The organism is Stenotrophomonas sp. INTA L402-1 (assembly GCF_059295135.1).
In genome coordinates this window covers 174,423-189,606 of record NZ_JCAFWP010000001.1, presented here as the reverse complement: position 1 = coordinate 189,606, position 15,184 = coordinate 174,423, and the positions used below count along the sequence as shown (strand labels likewise).

Below are 15,184 nucleotides of genomic sequence, written 5' to 3'. Positions count from 1 at the left end.
GAAGCCGCCGAGGCGTCGGAAAACCGGCGCATTCAGAATGCACTTCGAGGCATTTCGACGTTAAAGAGAAAGGGGGTACGGCCGATACATCCTCCGTGCACCTCCCGAGAACGTCCATGTACTCACGCATTTTCATCCGTCTGGCCGCCCCCCTGGCTCTGACCCTGCTGCTCCCCTTCGCCATCGGTTTCGAATGGCCGGCCGCCCTGCGCTGGGCGATCCTGACCACGATGACGCTGAGCTGGCTCGGCTTTGCGTGGTGGACCACCCGCGCCCAGGCGCACCGTTCCCCGGAACACGCCCGTGTCCTGCGTGAGCAGGACCAGCTGCTGACCGAACTGCGCAACTTCGTCGGCAACGAGATCGACGGTTCGCGTGGCGAAGTGGAACGCGCCCGTGACCTGATCCGCCAGGCGGTGTCCAGCCTGGGCGGCAGCTTCGACGCCATGAACCGCAAGTCGCGCCAGCAGAGCCAGGCCCTGTCGCGCATCGTCGATCGTGCCGGTGATGAAGGCAATGCCGGCCTCGACGTTGCCCGTTTCGCCCAGCACGCCAGCCATCGCATGGAGCAGCTGGTGGAAGCACTGGAACAGGTGAGCGGCCAGAGCAGCACCACCGTGCAGCACATCGACCAGATGGCGCAGCACCTGGATGGCATCTTCGCGCTGCTGGAAGACGTCAAGTCGATCGCCGACCAGACCAACCTGCTGGCGCTGAACGCCGCCATCGAAGCCGCGCGTGCCGGTGAAGCCGGTCGTGGCTTCGCGGTGGTCGCCGACGAAGTGCGCAACCTGTCCGAGCGCTCGACCACGTTCAACGAGCAGATCCGCAAGCTGGCGCACAGCTCCAAGGACGCCATCGCCAAGGTCCGCGAGACGGTTTCGCACATGGCCTCGCGTGACATGGACCGCTCCCGTGAAGCGCGCCAGGAAGCGGCGGCGATGCTCGATAATGTGGCGCAGATCAATGCGTCGCTGGGCGACGGCATGCGCGAAGTCTCCGACTGCGCCCGTTCGATCGATGGCAGCGTGGCCGAAGCTGTACGCGCCCTGCAGTTCGAAGACATCGCCACCCAGGCACTGGGCGGCGTGCACACCCACCTGGACCGCCTGACCGCGATCAACCGCGAGGCGGTGGCCCTGCAGGAACTGCTGCACCGCAATGGCGGCGTGTTCGACGAAGAGATCGCCACCGCCCTGCAGCGCACCGGCAGCCGCCTGCGCGAACTGCGCAGCGAATGGGAACGCCCGCCGCACAAGCCGGTTGCCCAGCAGAGCATGGGCGCCGGCACCGTCGAGCTGTTCTGATCCTGATGTCCGCTGCCGCCGCCGGCAGCCCGCAAGGCCCCGGTTCGTCCGGGGCCTTTGCCTGTAACCCGCCGTTGGATGCATCCTGTACACGCACCATGACCCTGATCCGCGCCCTGCCCTCCCTCGCCGACACCGAGCGCCCGCGCAACGCGAGCGTGCGTGAGCAGCTGCAGCAGCTGGAAGAGGTGGCCCGCGAGGAGATCCGCGAACTGCAGCAGCTGGCCGATGCGCGCCCTGCCCTGTCCCGCACGGACGACGCGCTGCTGGGTCTGGCGTGGGACCTGGGGTTGGATGGGGAAGCCTTGAGGTAGATCCACGCCATGCGTGGATGGTCTTCACCACCACCCGCTCCAAACCCATGGCATGATCCGCCCATGCCACCTACGGCTGGACACGGAGTGTCGTCGCATGAGCACCACGTTCATGACCTGGCTGGGATTTGCTGTGATGGTGCTCATCGCGGTCACCTTCACCTCGCGCCCCGCCTACGCCACTTTGCGGCCACCCTGGCATAGACCTGTCGCATTCCTGTTCGGCAGCCTGCTCTTCATGCTGATGGCCTTTCTATTTGCCTGGGCGCCGGCAACTGCCATCAACACCGGGCATGTTCATCTGAGCCATCACCGCGCCGGCACCATTGATGCATGGCGGGACATCGAGCCGATGACCTTCTGGCTGATCATCGTCGCGGAGTACGCGTTCGGGCTGTTGATCGCCAGCTATTCCATTGCAGGCATCGCATTGATGAAACGGTAGATCCACGCCATGCGTGGATGCATGCGTTCGCCCTTCCACCCTTTCGGACTTGTTGCATGGTGTGGATCACAGGCCCGGGGCACACTCGTCGCTCTCCCTCCCTGGTGGCCGCATGGCATTCAATCCGGAAGAAGCGCGAGAAACCTTCGAACAGTTTCTGATCATCATGGACGATCAGATTGAATGGCTGATCGAACAAGCACAGCTCCGCGGCGTCGACCTTGACGGCAGCCTGGAGAGCCTTGATCGCCTGGAGACGCTGTACACGACGATGGCTGCAACGTTGTCGGAGGACGAACAGGATGCTCTGAGGCTTGTGTTTGCGCGATACCTTGGCGATGTCGTGTGTCAGTGTCACGGCGGCAATTGGACCCTGCCACTGGATGACCCGAAAGACATCAGTTTCAACATGCCGGTTATCGTGGGGCACTCATCCTGCCCGTGGCTGGAGTTCAACCCGATCCACACGATACGAGGCTATTCCCTCCGGCCCAAGTCCGGGATGATACGAAGCGCGGTCGCGCACAGTGTTGATCCACAGATTCTGGATCTCAGCGACCTGGTGGAAGACGATTGAATCCAGGAGACTGCTCGATTCACTGGACCGCCCCGCGAGGACGGTAGCTGGTTCCGGGCAACATCCACGCATGGCGTGGATCTACTGGGGTGGCGAAATCGTTATGGCATGATGCGCAGGTCCCGTTCATGGAAGACCGATGGCCATCGCCCTGATCGCCGTGCTGTTGATCGAAGTCCTGCTGCTGGTCCTCTGGGCGCCGTTCTTCTTCCGCACCGGCATCGTCCTGTTCAATCAGCGCATCGCCGCTACGCCGGGAGAGCTGGCGCAGCTTTCGCTGGGCGGGTTGGAGCATGATCTGCCGACCGATACCTGGCTTCGCCTGGTGTTCCGCGCGCTGCCGGACGGCAGCGTTGCCTTTCGCGAGAGCTTCGCGCCGAGCTTTGGCGGTCGCTACTTTCCGCTGATGCGCGGGCGGGTGATGATCGACGCGCAACGCAGGGAGGTGCGGGTGGTCGGGCGGTGCAGCTGGTTCGCGCTGGGCCTGACACTGATGCTGGTGCCGATCATCCTGGTCCGCCCGGCTGCGTCGCCGATGCTGGTGGCCCTGCTGCTGTTCTACATGGGCTATTTCATCCAGCGCCGACGCTATGCACATGTGGTGGAAGCAGTGCGCGCACGGCTTCGCTCCGAATTTCCGCAGCGAATGGTTGCCGCATCGCAGTAGATCCACGCCATGCGTGGATGATCGCGAGCACCGGCATCCGTGTCGACCAAGGTCGACACCTACCAGAGCGGTGCGTCGGCGTGCGGCGATCCCGACGGGCATGGCCCGGCGCCAGCCTCAGCGCGCCAGCACGACCTCGCTGGCAGCGTCGGTGCGCCCGGGCGCGGCGTGCTGCTGGCGCAGCCACTGCGCCAGGTCGCGCGGGCTGAGCGGGCGCGAGTACAGGTAGCCCTGGATCTCGTCGCAGCCCTGGCGACGCAGCATATCTTCTTCCTGATGCGTTTCCACGCCCTCGGCCACCACCTTCATCCCCAGCGCGTGGCCCAGGTGCACGATGGCCTGGGTGACTTCGGCCGTGCCTGAGTCATGCAGCATGCCCTGCACGAAACTGCGGTCGATCTTCAGGCGCCCCACCGGGAAACGGTTGAGGTAGTTCAGATTGGAGAAGCCGGTACCGAAATCATCCACCGCCAGCGGCACGCCATGCCGTTCCAGCACGTCGAAGCAATGGCGCAGGATGTCGGTGTCACGGATCAGCGCCGACTCGGTCAGCTCCAGCTCCAACCGCTGCGGCGGCCAGCCGTGGGCATGGCAGATCTCGATCACCCGCTCGGCAAAGCCACGGTCACGCAACTGCACCGCCGACACATTGACCGCGATGCGGTCGAAACACAGGCCAGCCCGGTCCCAGGCGATCGCCTGGCGGCAGGCTTCATTCAGCACCCAGTCGCCGATGCGCACGATTTCGCCGCACTTCTCTGCAATCGGAATGAACTCGGCCGGGCTGCAGTAGCCGATGCCGGGACGATGCCAGCGCAGCAGTGCCTCGATCGCTGGTGGCTCGCCCTGGTGCGCATGCAGCAGCGGCTGGTAGGCCAGGCTGAACTCTTCGCGTTCGATCGCCCCGTGCAGGGCATGCTCCAACTCGAGCTTGCGCTGGATGCGGGCCAATGCGTCCTGGCTGTAGTACTGGTACGTGTTGCGCCCCGCTTCCTTGGCCGCGTACATCGCGGCGTCGGCGGCACGCAGCAGTGAATCGAAATCGGTCTGGGCATCGCCCAGCATCGCGATGCCGACGCTGGCACCGACCTTCAACGTGGTCTCACCACGGCGCAGTGGCTCGGCCAGCGAAGCGATCAGCTTGCGCGCCACGTGGCCGGCGTCTTCCGGCTCGGCCAGGTCGCGCAACACCACGATGAACTCGTCGCCACTGAAGCGGCCGAACAGGTCGTTGTTGCGAAGGTTCTGGTGCAGGCGGGTGGCGGCAGCCTTCAGCAGCGCATCGCCGGTGGCATGACCGAAGCTGTCGTTGATGGTCTTGAAGCCGTCCAGATCAATGAACAGCATCGCCAGCGAGGTGCCGCGGTCGCGCGCTTCCTCGATGGCTTCTGCCGTCTGCTCGCCGAGCAGCACGCGATTGGGCAAGCCGGTGAGCAGATCGTAGTGCGCCAGCAGCTCGATGCGCTCGTTGGCCTCGCGCTCGCGGGTGATGTCACGGAACAGGACCACGAACCGAGGCGGCAGGCCGTCACGGCGATCCAGCTCGATCAGTACCTGCACCCACACGCGCAGGCCGGACTGGCGGTAGAAGCACAGGTCCAGCTGTTCGGGCAGCCCGCCGCCGGCAATCCGGACCAACGCGGCGTCGAAGGCATTGCGCGAATCCTCGGTGTACAGCGCCAGTGCCTGGTCGAGGGTGATCGGCTCCTTGCGCAGGCCGTGGATGCGGTAGCACTCCTCGGTCCACTGCATATGCCGGGTCTGCACTTCGATCTCGCAGCCGCCGATGCGGCCCAGCGCGGAAACACGGTTGAGCAGTTCGGTACGCCAGCGGATCAGTGCATCGGTCTGGTGCTGCTCGGTGATGTTCTGCACTTGGCCGAGCAGGCGCTTGGGCTGGCCATCCATGTCCAGCAGCGGCTGCATCCATAGCCGCAGATGCTGCGACGGCTCATTGCCGCGGGTCAGTTCCAGTTCGATGTTGGCGGCCCGGCCGTCGCGCCACAAGCGCCGCCATGCTGCGCGTAGCGCACCACGCGAGCGCGGATGCAGCTGCTTCAGCCAGCGCCGCTGGCCGGGTACGGCCCCCTGCTCCAACGACAGCAGCGAACGCAGCTCCGGCGACCACCAGAAATGACCGCTGTTGGGGTCGAACGACCAGCTGCCCATGCTGGCGATGCGCTGGGCCTCGCTCAGGTGCAGCTGCTGTTCCTGAAGCAGCCCTTCCAGCTGCTTCTGTTGTTCGATATCGGTATGCGTGCCGACCATGCGCAGCGGCTGGCCATCGGCGGTGCGCGCGACCACGCGCCCGCGGTCCAGTACCCAGCGCCACTGGCCATCGGCCTGGCGGAAACGGAACTGTACGCTGTACTGCTCGCTCAAGCCACGCAGATGCTCATCCAGTGCAGCCCGCACCTGTGCGATGTCCTCGCTGTGCACGCGGGCCAGAATCTCGGTAGCGGTTTCATCGCCCAGTGCCGGGGTGCGCACCACACGGTCGCTGGGAATGTCCCAGTCCCATAGGCTGTGCCCGGCGCTGTCCAGCGCCAGCTCCCAGCGCCCACCGCCGCCGAGCGGCACCGGCTCGGGAATGCTCAGCGTGAAGGCCAGCAGGTTGCCGGCGCCATCATGCACGGCGCGCAGGTGGCCGTCGTAGTGCCCGTGCGGGCCACCCGGCAGCGTGCAGGCCACGATGCCGCCATCGGCGGCCATCAGGCGCAGATCTTCCAGCATCGGCGCATACGCAGCCACGGTCGCCGGCAGGCCGTGCTCGCGCGCAGCCGGATTGGCCGCCAGCGGGCGGCCCGTGCGGTCAACGATGACCAGCGCCGACGCAAGCGGGTGCTGCAGCAGGCTGGCGATGATCCCTTGGTCCACGCGATCTTGCTCCGGATGACACGCCCGTCAGCGGGGCACGCAGTGGTTAACGGCGCCTGCGGCGGATAATTGAGTGGTCTGGGCGCACCTGCGCGGTAAGATGGCCGGCGCCCCTTTCTTCCGCCCTGTCCATGCCCGCAGAACCGACCGGCAACGCCCCAGTTCCCGACCCGCGGATGGCGCAGGCGCTGAGCCGCGACCGGCGCCGGGTGGTGCTGAGCTACCTGGCGATGGCGCTGGCCTGGATGATCTCCACCGACAGTGCGGTGCAGGCACTGGTGCCCGACCCGCAGCAGGCGGCCTTGTGGCAGGGCCTGAAGGGCTCGTTCTTTGCCCTCGCCAGTGCCGGCCTGCTGTATCTGCTGCTGCGCCCGCTGGCCGAGCATGTGCTGCACACCCATGCACGCCAGCAAGCCTCGGAGCTGCGCCTGCGGCAGATGTTCGAAGGCAACCCCGGCCCTATCCTGGTCTACGACCTCGATACGCTGGCGATCCTCGATGCCAATCCGGCGGCCTGTACGGCCTTCGGCTGGGACCGTGACGAACTGCTGGAGCAGACCATCGATTCGCTGTGGCCACCAGGCCAGGACCAGGCACTGCAGACCAAGCTGGAGGCGATCCGCGAGGCACCGGAGGAACTGTGCATCCTGCGTACCCAACTGCAGCTGCGCGACGGCTCGCTGCGGCAGATGGAACTTCGCTCCAATGCCATCAGCTATGACGGCCACAACGCCCGCCTGCTGATTGCCATCGACCGCACCGCCGAAGACCTGGCCCAGCTGCGCCGTGACCAGGCGCTGGCGCGGGTGGAGGAAGCCCACGAGCTGGCGCGCATCGGCGCCTGGGAGCTGGACCCCTCCACGGGACTTGGCCGCTACTCGAACCAGGTCTATCGCCTGCTCGGTCGCCGCCCGCCCGAGGCGCGCCGCTGGCATCGCTTCGACGAACTGCTGGTGCCGGCAGACCCGGCCACCGCCACCCAGACCGAACAGCTGCTGGCCGAGCTCTGCTCCGGCGAGCCGGTCCAGGTGGACGTGCTGTTGCCGTTGCTGTCGATGGATGGGCGCGCCTTGATGGTGCATCTGCGTGCGGCCAGCGGCATCGACGAGGCCGGCCGCAACCGCGTGCTGGGCACACTGCAGGACGTGACGGAGCGCGAGCAGTCGCGACGCCTGCTGCGCGAGCGCGAGGAACAGTTCCGCGAGCTGGTACGGGTACTGCCCGACGGCGTGGTCATCCTCTCCGACGAACACGTGCTGTACGCCAACGCCTGGGCCGCCAGCCTGTTCGGCTATGGCAGCCACACCCTGCTGGGCGAGCCCCTGTCGGCACTGGTGGACGCCGCCGATCTGGCCCGCGTGCGCAGCCAGCTGCGCGCTGGCCAGCCCCATCTGGGGCCCGGCCACAGCAGCGTGGTGGCGATGCAGCGCGCTGACGGCCGCAGCTTCCATGCCGGCCTGGCGGTAGGCGAAGTGCGTTATGGCGGACGCGACTGCAAGCTGCTGATCGTGCGCGACCTGAGCGATTCCGAGCGCACCCGCAGTGCACTGGAAACCAGCAACCGTGAGCTGCAGGCGATGGCCGGCCGACTGTTCTCGCTGCAGGAAGACGAACGCCGCGCGATCTCGCGCGACCTGCACGACGACATCGGCCAGGCGATCACCGCAATCAAGCTGTCCGCCCATGCTGCGCAGGACGAGCATGATCCACAGCGCCGCGCCGAGGATCTGGCGCAGATCGTCAGCCTGGCCGACACCACCGTGGCCAAGCTGCGCGACATCTCCACGCTGCTGCGCCCGCCGCAGCTGGATGCCCTGGGCCTGGAGGCCGCACTGAGCTGGCAGGCACGGGTGCTGTTCCGTTCGTCGCCGGTGGAACTGCTGGCCGAGATCGAACCGCTGCCACAACGTCCTGACAACAGCATCGAGCAGGCCTGCTTCCGCATCGCGCAGGAGAGCCTGACCAATGCCCTGCGCCATGCCCGCGCCCGCCAGGTCCTGCTGCAGCTGCGCGATGTCGGCCAGCGCGGCCTGCACCTGCAGATCCGTGATGATGGCGAGGGCTTCGACCCGGACGGTCCGCGCGGGCTGGGCCTGATCGTGATGCGTGAGCGTGCGCAGAGCGTCGGTGGCCATGTGCGGATCGAATCCGCACACGGCGAAGGCACCCTGATCGACGTACACCTCCCCTACCAGGCGGCCAGCATGGCCGCCGTTGAGTCACCGGACTACTGAGCCTATGTGGAATCCCAACCAGCCCCCGGTCAGCATCGATGATGCGCCTGACCGCCTTGGCGCCGGCAACCCCGAGCTGCAGGCGATGGTCGCCGAGGCGGCCTCGGGCGGCACCGCACTGATGTTGATGCACGTGGACATCGACCACTTCGCCTCGGTCAACGAAAACATGAGCGCCGAGGTGGGTGACCAGGCCCTGGTGCTGGTGGCGCAGCGGTTGCAGTCCTACCTGCGTGGTCGCGGCAAGCTGTGGCGCCACGGCAGCGATGAGTTCCTGATCGCAGTGCCACGCACTGCCGACGTGCCATTGCCGGAGGACTTCGCCGAGGAGATCCGCCAGCAGATGGAGCTGCCGCTGTCGGTGCTGCCGTACACCTTGTTCATGACCGGCAAGCTGGGCGTCAGCCTGTGCCCGGACCATGCCAGCAGCACCTCGCGCCTGCTCGATCACGCCGAGGATGCGCTGTACCAGGCGGCCCGCGAAGGCGGCAACGCGGTGCGCATCCACGCCGTGGATACGCCACCGAGCGCGCACAGCGAAAGCATCATCGCCCGCCAGATCGTGGACGCCATTCCCAACGGCGAACTGAAACTGCGTTACCAGCCACTGGTCAGCGCCCGCGATGGCCACGTGGTCGGCATGGAAGCGCTGCTGCGCTGGCAGTCACCGACGCTTGGCATGCTGGTGCCGGAGCGCTTCATGCGCACCGCCGAGCGGCTGGGCATCATCGTGCAGATCGGCACCTGGGTGCTGGAAGGCGCACTGAAGCAGGCACGCCTGTGGCGCGACCAGGGCTTCGACGACTTCACCATCGCGGTGAATGTCTCCACCCTGCAGCTGCTGCGGCCCAACTTCTTCGCTGAAGTCATGGGCCTGATCCAGGCCGCGGGCGTGCCGGCACAGATGCTGACGCTGGAGATCAACGAAAGCGCGCTGACCAACAACGTCAACTTCGTGCACGAGACGCTGGCCAATCTGCGCAACGAAGGCATCAGCCTGAGCCTGGACAATTTCGGCACCGGTGATTCCAGCCTGAGTGCACTGGTCCGCTACCCGGTGGACAAGCTCAAGATCGACCGCAGCTTCATCAAGAGCGCGCCGGCCGGCAACCGTGAGGCGGCCATCGCCCGCGCGATCATCGCCATGGGCCACCAGCTGGGCATGACCGTGATCGCCAACGGTGTGGAATCGCAGGCCCAGCTGGGCTTCCTGCGCCGCAACGACTGCGATGTGTTCCAGGGCTATCTGTTCGGCGAACCGATGTCGGCCGATGCCGCCGGCATGACCCTGCGCCGCCGCTACCTGCGTCCGGAAGCCTTTGCCGAGACCCGTCCCGACCGCACGCTGCTATTGCTGGACGACGAAGAGAACGTACTGCGCTCGCTGGTGCGTCTGTTCCGTCGCGACGGCTACCGCATCCTGGCCGCCGGCAACGTGCGCGATGCGTTCGACCTGCTGGCAATCAATGACGTGCAGGTGATCCTGTCCGACCAGCGCATGAGCGACATGAGCGGCACCGAGTTCCTGGGCCGGGTGAAGATGCTGTACCCGGACACGATCCGCCTGGTGCTGTCCGGTTACACCGATCTGAACACCGTGACCGACGCGATCAACCGCGGTGCGATCTACCGCTTCCTGACCAAGCCGTGGAACGACGACGAGCTGCGCAAGCACATCCACCAGGCGTTCCGCACCTATGAGGAACAGCGCCGCAGCAACGCCGGTCCGGCGCCGGTGGAAAGCGGAGATGGCGGCGAGGATCGCCCATTGCGGTAACGATCCCCTCTGGTAGCGCCGGCCGCTGGCCGGCTGCTCTGGATGTCGGGTTCAATGAGGTTGCCGGCCAGCGGCCGACACTACCCGAAGCGCGAATCCAGGTCGGGGACAAGCCCTGGTAGAGCCGGCCGCTGGTCGGCTGCTCTCGATGCCTGGCTCAAAGGGGTTGCCGGCCAGCGGCCGGCACTACCATAAGCGGTCAGCGCGGCTGCTTCACCGGCAGCACCACGCGGAAACGCGAACCCACGCCCGGGGTACTGTCCAGGTCGATGCGGCCGTGGTGCTTGTTGATGATGCTGTAGGAGATCGACAGGCCCAGGCCGGTACCGCTGCCCACCGGCTTGGTGGTGAAGAACGGATCGAAGATGCGCTGGCGCAGTTCCGGCGAGATGCCACCGCCGGTGTCTTCAAACTCGACCCACACGTGATCGCCATCGACGCCGGTGCGCACGGTGATCGTGCCGCGCTCGGCGATGGCGTGACCGGCGTTGAGCAGCAGGTTCATGTAGACCTGGTTCAACTCCGATGGCAGGCACTCCACCAACGGCAACTGGCCGAACTCCCGCACCAGGGTGACCTTGTACTTCAGCTCGTTCCAGATGATGTTGATGGTCGATTCCAGGCCCGCGTGCAGGTCGACCAGCTTCCACGACTCGTCGCGGCCGGAATACGAGAAGTCCTTCAGATCACGCACGATGCGCGTCACCCGCTCGATGCCTTCGCGCGACTCGGCCATCAGCTGCGGCAGGTCGCGGCTGATGAAATCGATGTCCAGGCGGTCACGGATATCGTCGATCTCCGGGATCAGCGCCTTCGGGTCCGGCGCCCGCAATGCGCGTTCGTAGGCTTCGATCACGGTGAACAGGCTGCGCAGGTACTCCTGCAGGCTGCCCAGGTTGGAGTGCACGTAGCCGATCGGGTTGTTGATCTCGTGCGCGACGCCTGCGGCGAGCTGGCCGATCGAGGCCATCTTCTCCGACTGCAGCAGTTTTTCCTGGGTACCGTTGAGGCGCAGGTAGGCCTGCCGCAGCTCTGCATGGCGCTGCTGCAGTTCGCGTTCGTAGTCTTCCTGGCCTTCGATATGGCGGAACAACGCCAGGAAGTGCCCCTGGCCGACCGGGCCGTGGTGATACAGATGGGCGATGACCACGCCCTCGCCCAGCGGCAGGCTGCCGTTCCAGTGACCATGCTGGCGCGCCTGCTCCAAGGCATCAGGCGGCAGCAGTTCACGCAGGCGCTGCGGCGGTGGCAGGCCGCCGCCCTCACCGCTGGCCAGCAGGTTCTGCGCGGCCGGGTTGGCCAGGGCCACCTGCCCGTCTTCGGTGAACAGCAGCAGCCCTTCGCGCAGGCGCTCAAGCAGCGCCTGCAGCACCGGCTGCGGCGGAAGGGGGGCGGTAACCAAGGCATTGGCAGCGGACACGGCGACTCGGGGCATTCGAACAGGCGCCCAATATACGCGGTCGTGCGGCGGGCTTCAGCCCGCGGGGGTGGGATGTGCGACCGCCGTCGCGTCAGGCGATGGCGAGTGGGCGCCGCGCAGTGACCGTATGCGACTGGCCCTTGGCATCATAGGAGGAGGAAGCCTCGGTACGCCCGAGCTGGCGCAGCGCCCAATCGACCTCGCGGCGCCGGCGCGACAGCAGCACGCCATTGGCTCGGTTGCGTTCGGCCAGTTCCTGGAGGTGATCCCCCTCACCAAGCGGCGGCGTGCCTTCCAGTGCACGCAGCGCCTCCAGCTTGGCACCGGTCGCCCGGATCAGCGCGTGTACGTCATGATCGACCAGCGCCTGACGTTCAACGTCAAGCGCCTGGGCCAGCCGCTGCAGTTGTTCGCTCATCGCCGCGGTCATCCGTGCAGCTGCTGATCCAGCTCAAGCATGCGCGATGCGATCGCGTCCGGATTGATCTTGTAGGTGCCGTTCTGCAGCGACTCGCGCACTGCGGCCACACGCTGGGCGTCGATTGCCGGGGCGGTGGTCAGCTCACGCTCGATGGCCTGCAGATTGGTGGCCTCGCCGGTCAGGCGCAGGCTGTCGGCCGCTTCGACCGGGCGCGTCGCCGCATCGGTGCTGACGCCGGGCTTGTTGGCCGGGGTCGTCACGCTGCGCAGTGCCTGGGGGACCTGCAGGTTGCCGTCGATTTTCTGGCTCATGGGGTGTCCTGGAGTTGCCGTTCACAAGGGATAACGGCCGCAGGGCCGTGATCTTTAGGGATATTTTGCGGTAAATCAACGCGCCACGATTACGTCACCGGCGGCATCGACCGTGCCCTGCACGATCCGTCGCGAGGACAGGTTCTCCACCGAGACCCGTTCGTTTTCACCGGCATCGCCCATCGCACGGCCTGCAATACGGACCTCGACCGAGCCGCGACGCGAAACCAGGGCCACATTGTCTCCTCGCTTGATGAGACGCTGCACCACCAGATCGTTGTTCGACAGCAGGGCTCCGGCCTGCAACGGACGGCGGGCGATGCGGCCGATCGCTGCATTCGGATCGGCCAGCACCGCACCGGCAATCCGGGCGGCATCACGCTGGGCAGTGGTGATATCGGCGGCGGTGAGGGTTTCTCCAGTACCGATTCCACGGTTGAGCACCAGCACGGTCTGGTTGCGCCGCACCTTTACTGGCACGAACAGGCGCCAGCCGCCGGCATCCGGGCAGCTGACTTCAACCGTGGTGTTGGCGGTGGGCTGCACCTGCAGCGCGCCAGCACACCTGGGCAAGCGCAGCGCATCGGCCACCTGGGCCTCGCCCTCGCTGCCGGCCGGCAGCGTCGACAACGCTGCGGTGCGGATACTGGCCACCGGCTGCCAGTCGGCGGCAACCGCCCACGGCGAGGCCAGGGCCAGCGCGATGGCGAAGAGCGATGTGACCCGGCGCATGGCGCCTCCTGTCGATGGGATCTGGCCCAGGTGCGTGCAAGGGGTGTGCCAGAGGGGCTTGTGTAGAGTCGAGCTTGCTCGACTGCTTTCATGACCAGTCGAGCAAGCTCGACTCTACAGAGGCAGGGTCGAGCATCGCTCGACTCTACAAAAGCGCTCAAGTTCGGCGCCTACCCCGCCGATACAGCAGCCATGTCCCATGACCTGCTCAACCGGATCGACCAGCGGACCCGACTGGCCGGCCACAATCGCCTGGCGCTGCTGCTGTTCCGCCTCGGCGGACGTCAGCTTTTTGGCGTCAATGTCTTCAAGGTGCAGGAAGTCCTGCGCCGCCCGGAGCTGTTCCAGGTACCCGGACTGCCCAGCCAGTTCGCCGGCGTGGCCGACGTCCGTGGCCGCTCGGTGCCGGTGCTGGACCTGGGCCTGGCCATCGGCCACCCCGAGCGTGAGCCCGATGCGGACACCTCGCCCGGCTACCTGGTCGTCACCGAGTTCAACCGCTCGATCCAGGGCTTCCTGGTCAGCGGCGTGGAGCGCATCGTCAACATCGCGGTGGAAGACATCCATCCGCCACCGGAACTGGGCGCCGAATCGAGCTATCTGACGGCGGTGACCCGCTTCCAGGGCGAGTTGATCCAGGTGATCGACGTTGAAAGCGTGCTGGCCGATATCGCCCAGGTACGCGGTGAAGCAGTACTCGACCCGGCGATGGCAATGCCCGCCGACGGCCCGCAACTGCAGGTGCTCGTGGTGGACGACTCTCGTGTAGCCCGCCAACAGATCCGCAGCGTGTTGGACCAGCTTGGGGTGGGTGCCACCCTGCTTTCCGACGGCAAGCAGGCGCTGGACCACCTGCTGCAGATCCAGGCCTCGGGCGAGAACCCCGCCGAGCGCTACGCCATGGTCATCTCGGACATCGAAATGCCGGCCATGGACGGCTATACGCTGACGACGGAAATCCGGCGCCACCCGGGCCTTGCCGGCCTGTATGTCCTGCTGCATACCTCGCTGTCGGGCGTATTCAACAATGCGATGGTCGAGCGCGTCGGGGCCAACGCCTTCGTCGCCAAGTATTCGCCGCACGAACTGGCCGACTTCGTGCTGGACCGCCTGCGCAAGGTCGCGATGGCGGCCTGAGGCCTCTGATCCGGTAGTGCCGGCCGCTGGCCGGCAACCGCGGACAATCCGGGAAGCCGGCCAGCGACCGGCACTACCCTCTCGAATTTGGCACACCCCTTGCAGCTTCCCGGGCAACGTTCCTGTGGGAGTGCACCGTGCGCAACCTGATTACCGACTACCTGGGCGTCCACGCCCAGGCCATGCCGTTGCGCGAACAGCGGATGAAGCTGATCGCCAGCAACCTCGGCAATGCCGACACTCCCGGCTACAAGGCCCAGGATCTGGACTTCGATGCCGCCCTGCGCCACGCCCAGGGGCAGGATGCCAATGGCCTGATGGCCACCACCCACGAGCAGCACTACGAGATCAGTAGTGGCCTGAACCCGTTCCAGATCGCGCGCGAAGGCGTGCAACCCAGCCTGGACGGCAACACCGTCGATCCCGATGCCGAGCGTGCCGCCTATGGCCGCGCCGCACTCGAATACCGCGCCTCGCTCAGCTTCGTCGAGAGCAAGGTGCGTTCCATGCTGACCGCGATCACGGGGCAATAAGCCATGAGCAACCTGCCGATATTCGATATCGCCGGCTCCGCGCTGCAGGCGCAGTCGGTGCGCATGAGCACCATCGCCTCCAACCTCTCCAACGCCGACACCGTCGCCGGTTCCGCCGATGCCGTGTACAAGCCGCTGGAACCGATCTTCCAGGCAGTGACCAGCAAGAACGATCCGAACATCACGTCGGTGAAGGTCAAGGAGATCACCCAGAGCGAAGCCGCGCCGATCAAGCGCTATGAACCGGGCCACCCGCTGGCCGACGGCGATGGCTACATCTACCAGCCCGATGTCGATCCGGTAGCGCAGATGGTCAACCTGATCTCGACTTCGCGCAATTACCAGGCTGGCGTGGAGATGCTGACCACCGCCAAGGAACTGGCCCTGGCGACCTTGACCATGGGCCGCTGAGGCCCGTAGCACCGGATACCA

Annotated in this window: 15 protein-coding genes; 10 read left to right on the top strand and 5 right to left on the bottom strand. The window is 66.2% G+C overall.

Annotated elements, in window-relative coordinates; all coding sequences use genetic code 11:
* The first annotated feature begins 116 nt into the window (after nucleotides 1-116).
* The 5 genes from AC5O77_RS00815 to AC5O77_RS00795 all read left to right on the top strand — a co-directional run bounded on the left by AC5O77_RS00815 (nucleotide 117) and on the right by AC5O77_RS00795 (nucleotide 3,310).
* The gene (locus AC5O77_RS00815) at nucleotides 117-1,307 is read left to right on the top strand and encodes a methyl-accepting chemotaxis protein (RefSeq protein WP_032127364.1); all 1,191 of its coding nucleotides are present in this window, start codon (nucleotides 117-119) and stop codon (nucleotides 1,305-1,307) included.
* Between the two features lie 98 nt (nucleotides 1,308-1,405).
* Nucleotides 1,406-1,621 (top strand): hypothetical protein, encoded by a 216-nt coding sequence (locus AC5O77_RS00810; protein WP_049399379.1) that lies wholly within the window; start codon nucleotides 1,406-1,408, stop codon nucleotides 1,619-1,621.
* Between the two features lie 97 nt (nucleotides 1,622-1,718).
* On the top strand, nucleotides 1,719-2,066 hold the full coding sequence (locus AC5O77_RS00805) for a hypothetical protein (RefSeq protein WP_494506320.1): 348 nt from the start codon (nucleotides 1,719-1,721) through the stop codon (nucleotides 2,064-2,066).
* Between the two features lie 112 nt (nucleotides 2,067-2,178).
* Nucleotides 2,179-2,643 carry a hypothetical protein gene (locus AC5O77_RS00800; protein WP_478057294.1) on the top strand — a complete coding sequence of 155 codons (465 nt, stop codon included), beginning with the start codon at nucleotides 2,179-2,181 and terminating at the stop codon, nucleotides 2,641-2,643.
* Between the two features lie 139 nt (nucleotides 2,644-2,782).
* Complete coding sequence (locus tag AC5O77_RS00795) at nucleotides 2,783-3,310, top strand: hypothetical protein (RefSeq protein ID WP_478057293.1); 528 nt, start codon at nucleotides 2,783-2,785, stop codon at nucleotides 3,308-3,310.
* A 117-nt stretch (nucleotides 3,311-3,427) separates the two neighbouring features.
* Here the strand turns inward: AC5O77_RS00795 and AC5O77_RS00790 are convergent, their stop codons facing one another.
* The gene (locus tag AC5O77_RS00790; RefSeq protein ID WP_478057292.1) at nucleotides 3,428-6,187 is read right to left on the bottom strand and encodes a bifunctional diguanylate cyclase/phosphodiesterase; all 2,760 of its coding nucleotides are present in this window, start codon (nucleotides 6,185-6,187) and stop codon (nucleotides 3,428-3,430) included.
* Between the two features lie 131 nt (nucleotides 6,188-6,318).
* Here AC5O77_RS00790 and AC5O77_RS00785 point away from each other — a divergent pair, with 131 nt between their 5' ends.
* On the top strand, nucleotides 6,319-8,421 hold the full coding sequence (locus AC5O77_RS00785) for a sensor histidine kinase (RefSeq protein ID WP_478057291.1): 2,103 nt from the start codon (nucleotides 6,319-6,321) through the stop codon (nucleotides 8,419-8,421).
* Nucleotides 8,422-8,425: 4 nt separating this feature from the next.
* Nucleotides 8,426-10,198 carry an EAL domain-containing protein gene (locus AC5O77_RS00780; RefSeq protein WP_032127372.1) on the top strand — a complete coding sequence of 591 codons (1,773 nt, stop codon included), beginning with the start codon at nucleotides 8,426-8,428 and terminating at the stop codon, nucleotides 10,196-10,198.
* 199 nt (nucleotides 10,199-10,397) lie between these two features.
* On the opposite strand, the gene AC5O77_RS00775 is transcribed toward AC5O77_RS00780, so the two are convergent.
* The 4 genes from AC5O77_RS00775 to flgA form a co-directional block, all read right to left on the bottom strand.
* Nucleotides 10,398-11,618, bottom strand: a complete 1,221-nt coding sequence (locus AC5O77_RS00775) for an ATP-binding protein (protein WP_019337422.1) — start codon at nucleotides 11,616-11,618, stop codon at nucleotides 10,398-10,400.
* A gap of 91 nt (nucleotides 11,619-11,709) precedes the next feature.
* Nucleotides 11,710-12,048, bottom strand: a complete 339-nt coding sequence (locus tag AC5O77_RS00770) for a flagellar protein FlgN (RefSeq protein ID WP_478057289.1) — start codon at nucleotides 12,046-12,048, stop codon at nucleotides 11,710-11,712.
* Nucleotides 12,045-12,350, bottom strand: a complete 306-nt coding sequence (gene flgM / locus AC5O77_RS00765; protein WP_049421929.1) for a flagellar biosynthesis anti-sigma factor FlgM — start codon at nucleotides 12,348-12,350, stop codon at nucleotides 12,045-12,047. Before flgM ends, AC5O77_RS00770 begins: the two co-directional genes overlap by 4 nt.
* A 75-nt stretch (nucleotides 12,351-12,425) precedes the next feature.
* Nucleotides 12,426-13,082, bottom strand: a complete 657-nt coding sequence (gene flgA / locus AC5O77_RS00760; RefSeq protein WP_293791620.1) for a flagellar basal body P-ring formation chaperone FlgA — start codon at nucleotides 13,080-13,082, stop codon at nucleotides 12,426-12,428.
* A gap of 192 nt (nucleotides 13,083-13,274) precedes the next feature.
* Here flgA and AC5O77_RS00755 point away from each other — a divergent pair, with 192 nt between their 5' ends.
* The 3 genes from AC5O77_RS00755 (at nucleotide 13,275) to flgC (ending at nucleotide 15,163) form a co-directional block, all read left to right on the top strand.
* On the top strand, nucleotides 13,275-14,219 hold the full coding sequence (locus AC5O77_RS00755; RefSeq protein WP_032127374.1) for a chemotaxis protein: 945 nt from the start codon (nucleotides 13,275-13,277) through the stop codon (nucleotides 14,217-14,219).
* Nucleotides 14,220-14,356: 137 nt separating this feature from the next.
* Complete coding sequence (flgB, locus tag AC5O77_RS00750) at nucleotides 14,357-14,752, top strand: flagellar basal body rod protein FlgB (RefSeq protein ID WP_005409576.1); 396 nt, start codon at nucleotides 14,357-14,359, stop codon at nucleotides 14,750-14,752.
* Between the two features lie 3 nt (nucleotides 14,753-14,755).
* Nucleotides 14,756-15,163 (top strand): flagellar basal body rod protein FlgC, encoded by a 408-nt coding sequence (gene flgC, locus AC5O77_RS00745; RefSeq protein ID WP_010485892.1) that lies wholly within the window; start codon nucleotides 14,756-14,758, stop codon nucleotides 15,161-15,163.
* The last annotated feature ends 21 nt before the right edge of the window (nucleotides 15,164-15,184 follow it).

Bases quoted from the DNA above. Each gene is read 5' to 3' on its own strand.
- AC5O77_RS00785 (WP_478057291.1), top strand. From the start codon at position 6,319: ATGCCCGCAGAACCGACCGGCAACGCCCCAGTTCCCGACCCGCGGATG.
- AC5O77_RS00800 (WP_478057294.1), top strand. From the start codon at position 2,179: ATGGCATTCAATCCGGAAGAAGCGCGAGAAACCTTCGAACAGTTTCTG.
- AC5O77_RS00810 (WP_049399379.1), top strand. From the start codon at position 1,406: ATGACCCTGATCCGCGCCCTGCCCTCCCTCGCCGACACCGAGCGCCCG.
- AC5O77_RS00770 (WP_478057289.1), bottom strand. From the start codon at position 12,048: ATGACCGCGGCGATGAGCGAACAACTGCAGCGGCTGGCCCAGGCGCTT.
- AC5O77_RS00780 (WP_032127372.1), top strand. From the start codon at position 8,426: ATGTGGAATCCCAACCAGCCCCCGGTCAGCATCGATGATGCGCCTGAC.
- AC5O77_RS00805 (WP_494506320.1), top strand. From the start codon at position 1,719: ATGAGCACCACGTTCATGACCTGGCTGGGATTTGCTGTGATGGTGCTC.
- AC5O77_RS00815 (WP_032127364.1), top strand. From the start codon at position 117: ATGTACTCACGCATTTTCATCCGTCTGGCCGCCCCCCTGGCTCTGACC.
- flgA (WP_293791620.1), bottom strand. From the start codon at position 13,082: ATGCGCCGGGTCACATCGCTCTTCGCCATCGCGCTGGCCCTGGCCTCG.
- AC5O77_RS00755 (WP_032127374.1), top strand. From the start codon at position 13,275: ATGTCCCATGACCTGCTCAACCGGATCGACCAGCGGACCCGACTGGCC.
- flgC (WP_010485892.1), top strand. From the start codon at position 14,756: ATGAGCAACCTGCCGATATTCGATATCGCCGGCTCCGCGCTGCAGGCG.
- AC5O77_RS00795 (WP_478057293.1), top strand. From the start codon at position 2,783: ATGGCCATCGCCCTGATCGCCGTGCTGTTGATCGAAGTCCTGCTGCTG.
- flgM (WP_049421929.1), bottom strand. From the start codon at position 12,350: ATGAGCCAGAAAATCGACGGCAACCTGCAGGTCCCCCAGGCACTGCGC.